This window comes from Achromobacter sp. Marseille-Q0513 (genome assembly GCF_018195695.1).
Taxonomy (GTDB): Bacteria; Pseudomonadota; Gammaproteobacteria; order Burkholderiales; family Burkholderiaceae_B; genus Achromobacter.
This window is the reverse complement of the sequence record NZ_JAGTJY010000154.1, coordinates 4,532-15,276: the sequence shown is the minus strand read 5'-3', so window position 1 is coordinate 15,276 and position 10,745 is coordinate 4,532. Positions and strand designations below refer to the sequence as shown.

Sequence of the window (10,745 nt, the reverse complement as noted above, 5' to 3'; positions counted from 1 at the left end):
GGCGTGGACATGGGTCGGAATCGAGAATTGTTAATGATTGAAAATAGCGGCCGCGGCGGACCTGTCTGGTCCGGGTCGGGCCGCTGATACGCCCTATGATAGACGAGCCGTGCGGGGGGCGCGATAATCGCCCGCAAAACACGTACCCGACGCGTGGCCAGTGCCTACAATTTGTCGTACCAGGAGACTCGCGATGCCCATGCGGATGCCAAAGTTCAGGTTCACCCGGCGCGTCGGCAAGATCCTCTTGTCCGTCGTGGCCGTGGCGCTGCTGCTGTGCGGCGTGGCGGCCTGGCAGGTGCCCAAGGTACTGCGCTCCGTCCTGACCGAGGACGTCTCCAAGATGCTGGGCCGCGACGTTTCCGTCGGCAAGATCAGCTTCAATCCCTTTACCCTGACCGTCCGCGCGCGGGACCTGGCGATCGCGCAGCCCGGATCCGAGACGCCGCTGCTGACGCTGGCCGAACTGGACGCCAGCGCCGCCTGGAGCTCGCTGTTCTGGTTCGCGCCGGTGGTGGACCGGCTGACGCTGCGCGAGCCGAAGATCGCCATCGTGCGCGAGGACGTCACGCGCTTCAACTTCTCGGACGTGCAGCAGCGCGTGGCCGAGATGAGCGCCGCCAAGCCCGAGGAACCGCCCAAGCCCGACGAAGGCCCGCCGCGCTTCTCGCTCAACAACATGCGCATCGAGGGCGGCTCGGTCACGCTGGACGACAAGGTCACCGGCCGCAAGCAGGTGGTGGACGAGTTCACGCTGGGCGTGCCGTTCATCTCCACCTTCGGCTACGCCACCGACATCGACGTGCAGCCCCGGCTGCACCTGCGCATCAACGGCAGCCCCTTCGACCTGACCGGCGTGGCGCGGCCCTTCGAGAAGGTGCCGTCCTCGACGCTGAACGTGACCTTCTCCGGCCTGCAACTGGAGAAATGGGCCGACGTCTGGCCCATGTCGCTGCCGTTCAAGCTGGAGCGCGCGCTGCTCGATTCGAACCTGCGCGTGGTGTTCGAGCAGCCCAAGGACGCGCCGCCCAAGATCCGGGTGGTGGGCGACCTGGGCCTGCGCCAGTTCGATCTGCGCGACAAGTCGGGCGCCGAGCTGGCGTCCTGGAGCGCGCTGACGGTATCGCGTCTGGAACTTGAACCCATCGCGCGGCAGGCGTATATCGGCGACGTCGGCCTGTGGGCGCCGCAGGTGCATGCGCGCCGCTACGAGAACCTGCGGCTGAACTGGCAGGACGTGGCCGAGCAGTTGCAACAGCTGGGCGCGAAGCCCGGCGCGGCCAAGCCGGCGGGTGGCAAGCCGGTTGCGGGCAAGCCGGCGGATGCCAAGACACAGGATGCCAAGGCCGCGCCGAAGGCGGGCAAGGCCGCCGCCCAGCCTGCGGATCCGCAGGCCTCGGCCAAGGTCGCCGCCGCGCAGGCTGGCGCACCCGAAGCGGGCAAGGCGGCTTCTGCTGCGGCAACTGCCAAGCCGGCGGGCGTGAACCCGGCGGATGCGAAGGCCGGAGATGCCAAGGCCGGAGATGCTAAGACCGGAGATGCTAAGACCGGAGATGCGAAGGCGGCTGATGCGAAGAGTGCCGAAGCCAAGCCGGCCGAAGCCAAAGCCGCCGAACCCAAGTCTGCGATTCCCGCCGCAGGCGGCGCTGCGGTTGGCGCGGCCACGCCGTCGGCGTCCGCTGCCGCGGGCGCCGCGCCTCCGGCTGGTCCGGCAGGCACGGCCCCGGCGCCCCAGCCGGCCGCGCCGGCCGAATGGAAGATCACGCTGGACGCCTTCAATATCCATGAGGGCGAACTGCACCTGACCGATGCGGTCAGCAAGCTCGACTACTCGATGACCGGCATCGCCGCCACGGTCGAGGGCGTGGAGATCCCGCAGCAGAAGGATCGCCCGATCAGCCTGTGGCTGACGGTGGACAACAGCACCGACGGCGGCTGGATCCGCGCCAAGGGTCCGCTGGTGCTGCAGCCGCTGGCGCTGGAGATGTCGTTCCGCATGGGCAACGTGGCGCTGGCGCCGCTGGCGCCGGCGGTGCGCAGCGCCGCTCCGATCACGCTGCAGGACGGCCGCCTGGCGCTGTCGGCGCAAGTGCACGTGCTGGACAAGGGTGGGGCGGTGGACGTGTCCGCCACCGGCGCGCAAGCCGAGCTGATCCAGTTCAAGGCGCGCGACGAATCCCTGAAACCCGCACTGGATGTCGCGTTGCAACGCCTGCACCTGACCGCCGATCGGCTGGCGATGGGACCGGGACAAAGCAATTTCACGCTGGACGCCGACGGCGTCCAGGGCAACGGCAAGCTGGCCTTGAAGGGTGCGTTCACGCCGCAGCCGCTGACGCTGCGCACCTCGGTGGACCTGTCGGCGCTGAACGTAGCCTCGTTCGCGCCTTACTTCGCGTCCAGCCTGAATGCCACCGTGCGCGCCGTCACGCTGGGCGCCAAGGGCGATGTCGCCTTCGCGGCCGCCAATGGCAAGGCGCCGCTCACGGTCGGCTGGAAGGGCGGGGTGGAAGTCTCCGACCTGGATCTGCAGGACCGCGTCAACAAGGACGATTTCCTGAACTGGAAGCGCCTGGCCTTCTCCGGCATGGATATCTCCGTCGCCGGCGACAAGATCGGCGCCAAGCTGGGCGATATCGCGCTGGACGATTTCTACGGCCGCATCCTGCTCAACGCGCAGGGCCGGCTCAACGTGATGGACCTGGTGGCGGCGCCTGGACAGGCGGGCGGCTCCATCACCCAGGACACGCAGACGCCGGCCCGCCGCGCCGCGCCCGAGCCGGCCGCCAAGAGCGGCGGCATGCCCGACATCTCGCTCAACAGCGTGACGCTGACGCGCGGCCGCATGACCTTCACCGATCGCTTCGTCAAGCCGAACTACGTGGCGGAGCTGTCGAGCATCGACGGCTCGATCTCGGCGGTGTCCTCCAGCAATCCGCAGCCCGCCAAGGTCAAGGTCACGGGCCGCGTGTACACGACCGCGCCGCTGTCGATCAGCGGCGTGGTGCAGCCCTTCGCCAAGTTCCTGGCGCTGGACCTGAAGGCTTCGGCCAAGGGCGTGGACCTGCCGCGCTTCAACACCTATTCCGCCAAGTACGTGGGCTATCCCATCAAGCGCGGCAAGCTGTCGGTCGACCTGGAATACAAGATCAAGGATCGCGCGCTGACCGCCAGCAATCATGTGGTGCTGAACCAGCTGACCTTCGGCGACAAGACCAACAGCCCCGACGCGACCAAGCTGCCGGTGCTGCTGGCCGTGGCGCTGCTGAAGGACTCGCGCGGCAATATCGACATCAACCTGCCGATTTCCGGTTCGCTGGACGATCCGGAGTTCTCGGTAGGCGGCATTGTGGTGCGCGTGGTGCTCAACCTGGTGGTCAAGGCGGTGACCTCGCCCTTCAGCCTGCTGGCCTCGGCCTTTGGCGGCGGCGAGGAGCTGTCCTATGTGGAGTTCGCGCCGGGCAGCGCCGCGCTGACCGAGGATTCCCAGCAACGCATCGACACGCTGATCAAGGCCCTGACCGACCGTCCCGGCCTGAAGATGGACCTGAGCGGCCGCGCCGATCCCAAGACCGACATGGAAGGCCTGCGCCAGGCCTGGATCGAAAGCAAGATCCGCGCCGCCAAGGCCGCCGCCGTCGCGCCGCGCGGCAAGAAGCCCAACCCGGCCGGCGTCGACGTGTCGCCCGCCGAGCGCTCCAAGTACCTGGAAGAGGTCTACGGCGATACCGACATCAAGGACAAGCCCAGGAACCTGATCGGCATCGCCAAGTCCATACCGGATGCGCAGATGGAGGAAATGCTGCGCAGCGTGGCGCCGGTGGGTGACGAGCAACTGCGCCAGCTGGCCGACGCGCGCGCCCAGGCCGTCTATGAGAAGCTGCTCGCTCACGAGGGCCTGGCCGAGCGCGTCTTCATCGTCGCGCCGCAATTGGACGCCGACGGCATCAAGGACGAAGGCGTGCCGTCGCGGGTGGAGTTCTCTCTGAAATAGAGGGATGAGCCCACCCCCGAAGCGCTGCGCGCTTCCCCCTCAAGGGGGCATGTCTGCGGACCGGCGGAGCCGGATCCGCGACATCCCGATTGGGGGCGACCTGGTCGTGCCGGCGCCGTGCGACCTTGCGGAGTGTGCTTTACCGGAGTGTGCCTCACTGGAAGGTGGCACGGCTGACGCTGTTGCTGTTGGTAGTTGAAGTGTGAGGTGTGAAGTGCAATCTTGCCGCTCGTGGCTGGTTTGGTGCGGATACGGGCGAGCGCTCTTCCCAGGAGATGAGGCATGAACGACCAGGATTCGCAGTTCGACAGCTTGCTGCCGCCCTTGAAGCTGGACCGCCGGGGCTTCATCGCCACGTCGGTGGCGGCGGGATTTTCGCTGGCGGCGGGGCAGGCGGTGGCGCAGACGGCGATAGCCACCGACGCCGCCGGCCTGCTGGCGGGCAAGGTGGACATTCCGGTGGCCGACGGCAAGATGCCGGCCTATCGCGCCGCGCCGCAGGGCAAGAAGAACCTGCCCACGCTGTTGGTGGTGTCCGAGATATTCGGCGTGCACGAGTACATCCAGGATATCTGCCGCCGCCTGGCGCATCTGGGGTATCTGGCGGTCGCGCCCGAGCTGTTCGCGCGCCAGGGCGACCCGTCGCGCTATACCAATATCCCCAAGCTGCAGGCGGAGATCATCAGCAAGGTGCCCGACGCGCAGGTGCAGCGCGACCTGGATGCCGCCTCGGCCTGGGCCGCCGAGCATGGCGGCGACGCGGGCCGGCTGGGCATCCTGGGTTTTTGCTGGGGCGGACGCCAGGTCTGGCTCTACGCCGCGCACAATCCCAAGCTGCGCGCGGGCGCTGCCTGGTACGGGCAGCTGGGCGGCGAGCCCAGCGAGCTGAAGCCGCGCCCGGTGCTGAGCGCGGTCGGGGACCTGAAGGCGCCGGTGCTGGGCGCCTATGGCGGCAAGGACGCCGGCATTCCGCTGGCGGACGTGGACCGCATGCGGGTGGCGCTGGCCCAGGGGCCGGCCGCCGCCAAGGCCTCGCGCATCGACATCTATCCCGAAGCGCCGCATGCCTTCCATGCGGACTATCGGCCCAGCTACCGCAAGGCCGAGGCCGAACAGGCCTGGCAGCGCATGCTGGACTGGTTCAAGCAGAACGGGCTGTAGGCGAGGGCGGCGGCGCGCGGGCGCCGCGCTTTCTTCTGCTTCAAGCTCGCCCCGAGGGACGGCGCGAACTGTGCCTCCGTCCTATTTCTCGGTTTCCCCCGGCAGGCCGTCGCTGACCTCGGCCAGCGCCGCCTTCATGTCCTCGTAGCCGATGACGCGCTCGTTCTGGAAGCTGCCCAGCACGCCGCGGCAGCCGTCCACGCCCGAGCGCTTCATCTCTTCCATCATGGCCTTGCCCTGGTCCAGCCCCTTGTCGTACAGCGTGTCGTAGTTCTGGGCGTTGAAGCCGTATTCCTGGGCGTAGCGCTGCAGGTTCTTGCGCGAGGTGTCCTGATGTTGCTTGAGATCGGGCTCGGACGCGCCGCAGGCGCGGGCCGCGCCATTGGACGCGCCCGCCGCCACGATGAAGGATTCGTACTGCAATTGTTCGCTGGCGTCCGGCGCCGCCCAGGCGCCGCCGGTCAAGCCCAGCGCCAACGCGGCCATCAGGCCGCCTGCCATCTTGCGCATCGCATGTTCTCCGTGTGTGGCTCTGCGGGCGGCAAGGCGCGCGCGGGGTGCCATGATTCTTGCGACATTATTGCAACGGCCTCGGCTTCCGGGCGCACCGCGCCCGTATTGAGTCGTTTCAGTCTGTTCGCGTTCTTTGCCGGCGCGGCGCCCGCCCGGGGGCATGGGCGGCAGGCGCGCCAAGCGCCGCCCGCGCGCAGGAACTATGATGGAGGGTGTGAGGCGGCCTCGCCTCAATGCTCTGCCCCATTCATTCTTTCTTCAGATTTTTCAGCCGGAGATATTTCCATGACGATCAAAGTCGGCGACCGCGTGCCGGATGGCACCCTGACCGAATTCATCGAAACCGAGACCGCGGGCTGCTCGCTGGGTCCCAACGCCTTCCAGGTCGCCGACCTGGTCCGCGGCAAGAAGATCGCGCTCTTCGCCGTGCCGGGCGCCTTCACGCCGACCTGCTCGGCCAAGCACCTGCCGGGCTATGTCGAGCAGGCCGCCGCGCTCAAGGCCAAGGGCGTGGACGAGATCTGGTGCGTGTCGGTCAACGACGCCTTCGTCATGGGCGCCTGGGGCCGTGAACAGGGCACCGACGGCAAGGTTCGCATGCTGGCCGATGGCTCGGCCCTGTGGACCAAGGCGCTGGGCCTGGAGCTGGACCTGATCCAGCGCGGCATGGGCGTGCGCTCGCAGCGCTATTCGGCCCTCATCGAGGACGGCGTGGTCAAGACGCTGAACGTCGAGGCCGCCGGCAAGTTCGAGGTCAGCGACGCGGCCACCATGCTGTCGCAGGCCTGATTCTCTTCCGTTCTACCGTTTTACGGCGGGCCGCAGGCGCGGTCCGCCGAAAGGCCGCTGGCCGCGGCTGCCCGATGCCATGATCGCCACCATTTCCTCGTTCTCGTCGCTGTACTTCGCGACCCTGCTGATGCTCATCGGCACGGGCCTGTTCAATACCTACATGGGGCTGCGGCTGACGTCGCAGGCGGTCAGCGAGGTGTGGATCGGCGCCCTGATCGCCGGCTACTACTTCGGCCTGGTGTGCGGCGCCCGTCTGGGGCACAGGCTGATCATCCGGGTGGGCCACATCCGCGCCTTCGTGGCCTGCGCGGCGGTCGCCACCAGCATGATCCTGGCGCAGACGCTGGTCGACTCGCTGCCGCTGTGGCTGGTGTTCCGCGTGATCTCCGGCATCGTCATGGTGACCGAGTTCATGGTCATCGAAAGCTGGCTGAACGAACAGACCGAGAACCATCAGCGCGGGCGCGTGTTCTCCGTCTACATGGTGGTGTCCGGCCTGGGCACCGTGCTGGGCCAGTTGGCGCTGACGGCCTATGCGACGCTGGACCTGCGGCCGCTGACGCTGGTCGCCATGTGCCTGGTGCTGTGCCTGGTGCCGATCGCCGTCACGGCGCGTTCGCACCCGCCCACGCCTTTGCCCGCGCCGCTGGACATCCGATTCTTCATGCGCCGCGTGCCGCTGTCCATGACGGTGCTGTTCGTGGCGGGCAATGTGTCCGGCGCGTTCTACGGCCTGGCCGCTGTCTACGGGGCCAAGCACGGCATGAGCACGTCCCAGGCGGCGGTGTTCGTGGCCACGGCGGTGACCGCCGGCTTGCTGTCGCAATGGCCGATGGGCTGGCTGTCGGACCGCATCAACCGCGCCGGGCTGATCCGCTTCAATGCCTTGCTGCTGGCGGTCCTGCCGGCGCTGATGTGGGGCTGGATCGAACTGCCGTTCTGGGCCATGCTGGCCCTGTCCGCCGTATTCGGCGTGCTGCAATTCACGCTGTACCCGCTGGGCGCGGCCTTCGCCAACGACCATGTGGAATCCGAGCGGCGTGTCAGCCTGTCGGCGGTGCTGCTGATGACCTACGGCGTCGGCGCCTGCGTCGGCCCCATGGTCGCGGGCGTGTTGATGTCCTGGGGCGGGCACAGCATGTACTACATGTTCGTGTCGGCCTGCGCGCTGATCCTGGTCTGGCAGGTGCGGCCGACGCGCGTCACGGGCGCGCACCAGGTGCAGGAAGCGCCCACCCACTTCGTGCCGATGCCCGATACCCTGCAAAGCTCGCCCGCGGCGGCGGTGCTGGATCCCCGGGTCGATCCCGAGACCGACATCACCATCGAGATGGTGGAGCCGGATCCCGCCACGGCCGCCGTGCAGTCTGTTGACCCTGCCGCGGCGGGTGCGGCGCCAGCCGCAACGGCGGCTCCGGGCGCGGCAGCCGCCGAGGTTGCGGCGGCAGACCCTGCCGCGGTCGGCGAGGCTGCGCGGGACATGGGCTACGAGGCGGGAATGGTGCCTGACGCAACAAGCCTGGACGAAGAAGCGCCCGAACCGCGCCTGCGCACCGGAACCTGAGGCCGCGCGTACCGCTAGCGGGGGATCATCAGCACGATGGCCGCCAGGGCCAGTGCCAGCCCCAGCAGGTTCAGGCGCGAGAGCGATTCCCGAAACGCCAGCGCGCCGATCAGCGCGCCCACGGCGATGACGCCCATGTTCATGGATGCGAACACCACCGACGGGTGGCCCGGCAGCGATTGATGCGCGCGGATATAGGTCAGGATATTGCCGAAATTCGCCAGGCCCAGCGCCACGCCGGCCAGCGCATGGCGCCACTCCCATCTTGCGCGGCGCCACAACAGGTAGCCCAGCATCAGCATTCCGGCGAGCACGAAGGCCAGCAGCAGCGCGCCGGAAAAGGCCGTGCCCGTGCGCGCCACCTGCTTGAACAGCACGTCGATCACGCCATAGCCGGCCCAGACGATCAGCGGCCACAGCCAGCGGTCGCGGCCGCCCTCGGCGGGCTCGCTGTCCGGCGACGGGCGGCGCAGCAGGCAGTACAGCGCACAGAACGCCAGCGCGATCGCGGCGAGCTTGGGGCCGTCCGGCGTCTCTCCGAACAGCAGGAATGCGGCGATCAGCGGAATGAACAGGGCCAGGCGCTGCGCCGCGTCGCTGCGCGCCACGCCGGCATGGCGCACGGCCTGCGCCATGGCGAGGAACACGCTGGGCAGCAGGATGCCCAGCGCCGCCAGCGTCAGCCAGGGCGTGCCGGCCGCGAACAGCGTATCGGACGCGGGCCGCAGCACGGTCCAGCACAAGGTCGCGGCCACCGCGTAATTCACCGCGATGGCCTGGCGCACGTCGATGCGCCACCCGCGCGCCAGTTTCAGCATCGCGGCCACCGTCACGCTGCAGGCGATGCTGGCCGCCAGGTACAGCAGGCCGGGCGTCAGCGGCACGCGGGCGCCTCTTGCGCGGGCTCGGCGTCGATGTGCATGCCCAGCCGCGCCAGCAGGCGCTGGTCGGCCTGCATCTGCGGATTGGCGGTGGTCAGCAGCGCGTCGCCGTAGAACATGGAGTTGGCGCCGGCCATGAAGCACAGCGCCTGCAGCGCATCGTCCATCTGCTCGCGGCCGGCCGACAGCCGGACCTTGGCCTTGGGCATGGTGATCCGGGCGACGGCGATGGTGCGCACGAATTCGAACGGATCCAGCGCCTCGACGCCGGCCAGCGGCGTGCCCTCGACCTGCACCAGGTTGTTGATCGGCACGGATTCGGGGTAGGGCTCCATGCTGGCGAGCTGGGCGATCAGCCCGGCGCGCTCGCGGCGCGATTCGCCCATGCCCACGATGCCGCCGCAGCAGACATTGATGCCGGCGTCGCGCACGCGCTCCAGCGTATCCAGGCGGTCCTGGTAGGTGCGGGTGGAGATGATCTTGCCGTAGAACTCTGGCGAGGTGTCCAGGTTGTGGTTGTAGTAGTCCAGGCCGGCGTGCTTGAGCTGTTCGGCCTGGCCATCGGCCAGCATGCCCAGCGTGACGCAGGTTTCCATGCCCAGCGCCTTCACCGCGCTGACCATGTCGGCCACCGCTTCCAGGTGATGCGGCTTGGGGCTGCGCCAGGCGGCGCCCATGCAGAAGCGCTGCGCGCCGCCGGCCTGCGCGGCGCGCGCGGCGGCGACCACGTCTTCCAGCGGCATCAGCTTGTCGGCATCCAGGCCGGTGTCGTGATGCGCGGATTGCGGGCAATAGGCGCAATCCTCGGGACAGCCGCCGGTCTTGATCGACAGCAGGCTGGACAGCTGGATGGCGTTCGGATCGAAATGGGTGCGATGGGTCTGCTGCGCGCGATGGATCAGGTCCATGAACGGGAGGTCATACAGCTTCAGGACCTCGTCGGCGCTCCAGGCGGCGGATTCGGGCATCGGCTTGGGAATCGTCGGGACGGGGATGTAGGCGGTCTGCATCGGGAGGGCTCCAGTCGGTGTCGCGGGGATCGCGCCGGTTGCGCCGCCTTGGCGGGCTCAGGCTGCGATCGGCGGATCGTATGAAGCCGGGCGGGGTTTGCGCAATGCCGGGGATCTGGCTGGAAATGCGGGGTGGATCGATCTATTTTTTGAAGATTTGGCGACTTTTAGTGCATCCCGAGAAGCAACGCGCCGGCATCTTCGAGGACGGCGAAGGGCCGAATTTTTTGATTCAATTTGTAAATTTGAGGTCCGGGAGGCGCAAGGTGCCTGGCCGATGATGGCGTGGGCGCGGTGGCGGCGATGCTGCGCTGGGGGAGGCCTCGATTGGGAGATCGTATTGGCCGCCGGGACTTCGGCGGGAGGAGCGGTGGCGGCACGGCGCGGCGTGATGGAGCGCAGCCCGCATGCAGTGTCTCGCGGGTCGGACAGGCATGTCCCGAGATGACCCAGGCGCGCTCGCAGGCATGCGAGCCATGTGGACCGATATGCCGCTATTGGCGGCGGCCAGGCAGAAGGGGATCTGTGAGTGGAAAACAAAAAAGCTCCGGAATCCGGAGCTTTCGATAAAGGCGCGGCGATTGTTTCGCGGCGTGCGCATAGGGCGCAAAGTGCTTTGGCGGAGCGGACGGGGCTCGAACCCGCGACCCCCGGCGTGACAGGCCGGTATTCTAACCAACTGAACTACCGCTCCGCAGCGGTATGCAAAACTTCGGTACTGCAACTGCGGTGTCAAGGCAGCTTGCCAGAATACTGGCGTCCCCTAGGGGATTCGAACCCCTGTACTCACCGTGAAAGGGTGATGTCCTAGGCCTCTAGACGAAGGGGAC

The 10,745-nt window shown here is 68.0% G+C and carries 7 protein-coding genes and 2 tRNA genes; 4 read left to right on the top strand and 5 right to left on the bottom strand.

Going from position 1 to position 10,745, the window contains the following annotated elements:
* The first annotated feature begins 193 nt into the window (after nucleotides 1–193).
* Together KDH83_RS23725 and KDH83_RS23720 are read left to right on the top strand one after the other, a co-directional pair.
* Nucleotides 194–3,994, top strand: a complete 3,801-nt coding sequence (locus KDH83_RS23725) for a DUF748 domain-containing protein (RefSeq protein WP_212320434.1) — start codon at nucleotides 194–196, stop codon at nucleotides 3,992–3,994.
* A 282-nt stretch (nucleotides 3,995–4,276) separates the two neighbouring features.
* Nucleotides 4,277–5,155, top strand: coding sequence for a dienelactone hydrolase family protein (locus tag KDH83_RS23720; RefSeq protein ID WP_212320432.1), 879 nt, complete (start codon nucleotides 4,277–4,279; stop codon nucleotides 5,153–5,155).
* Between the two features lie 81 nt (nucleotides 5,156–5,236).
* Here the strand turns inward: KDH83_RS23720 and KDH83_RS23715 are convergent, their stop codons facing one another.
* On the bottom strand, nucleotides 5,237–5,665 hold the full coding sequence (locus KDH83_RS23715) for a hypothetical protein (protein WP_212320431.1): 429 nt from the start codon (nucleotides 5,663–5,665) through the stop codon (nucleotides 5,237–5,239).
* Between the two features lie 288 nt (nucleotides 5,666–5,953).
* Between KDH83_RS23715 and KDH83_RS23710 the strand changes: the two genes are divergently transcribed.
* Nucleotides 5,954–6,457, top strand: a complete 504-nt coding sequence (locus KDH83_RS23710; RefSeq protein ID WP_103275891.1) for a peroxiredoxin — start codon at nucleotides 5,954–5,956, stop codon at nucleotides 6,455–6,457.
* Nucleotides 6,458–6,536: 79 nt separating this feature from the next.
* On the top strand, nucleotides 6,537–8,024 hold the full coding sequence (locus tag KDH83_RS23705; RefSeq protein ID WP_212320429.1) for an MFS transporter: 1,488 nt from the start codon (nucleotides 6,537–6,539) through the stop codon (nucleotides 8,022–8,024).
* Between the two features lie 14 nt (nucleotides 8,025–8,038).
* On the opposite strand, the gene KDH83_RS23700 is transcribed toward KDH83_RS23705, so the two are convergent.
* The 4 genes from KDH83_RS23700 to KDH83_RS23685 all read right to left on the bottom strand — a co-directional run bounded on the left by KDH83_RS23700 (nucleotide 8,039) and on the right by KDH83_RS23685 (nucleotide 10,745).
* Complete coding sequence (locus tag KDH83_RS23700) at nucleotides 8,039–8,902, bottom strand: DMT family transporter (RefSeq protein ID WP_212320439.1); 864 nt, start codon at nucleotides 8,900–8,902, stop codon at nucleotides 8,039–8,041.
* Nucleotides 8,899–9,915 carry a biotin synthase BioB gene (gene bioB / locus KDH83_RS23695; protein WP_212320427.1) on the bottom strand — a complete coding sequence of 339 codons (1,017 nt, stop codon included), beginning with the start codon at nucleotides 9,913–9,915 and terminating at the stop codon, nucleotides 8,899–8,901. Before bioB ends, KDH83_RS23700 begins: the two co-directional genes overlap by 4 nt.
* A gap of 617 nt (nucleotides 9,916–10,532) precedes the next feature.
* Nucleotides 10,533–10,609: transfer RNA gene (locus KDH83_RS23690), tRNA-Asp, on the bottom strand.
* 60 nt (nucleotides 10,610–10,669) lie between these two features.
* Nucleotides 10,670–10,745, bottom strand: a tRNA-Glu gene (locus KDH83_RS23685).

Bases quoted from the DNA above. Each gene is read 5' to 3' on its own strand.
- KDH83_RS23725 (WP_212320434.1), top strand. From the start codon at position 194: ATGCCCATGCGGATGCCAAAGTTCAGGTTCACCCGGCGCGTCGGCAAG.
- KDH83_RS23710 (WP_103275891.1), top strand. From the start codon at position 5,954: ATGACGATCAAAGTCGGCGACCGCGTGCCGGATGGCACCCTGACCGAA.
- KDH83_RS23705 (WP_212320429.1), top strand. From the start codon at position 6,537: ATGATCGCCACCATTTCCTCGTTCTCGTCGCTGTACTTCGCGACCCTG.
- KDH83_RS23715 (WP_212320431.1), bottom strand. From the start codon at position 5,665: ATGCGCAAGATGGCAGGCGGCCTGATGGCCGCGTTGGCGCTGGGCTTG.
- KDH83_RS23720 (WP_212320432.1), top strand. From the start codon at position 4,277: ATGAACGACCAGGATTCGCAGTTCGACAGCTTGCTGCCGCCCTTGAAG.
- bioB (WP_212320427.1), bottom strand. From the start codon at position 9,915: ATGCAGACCGCCTACATCCCCGTCCCGACGATTCCCAAGCCGATGCCC.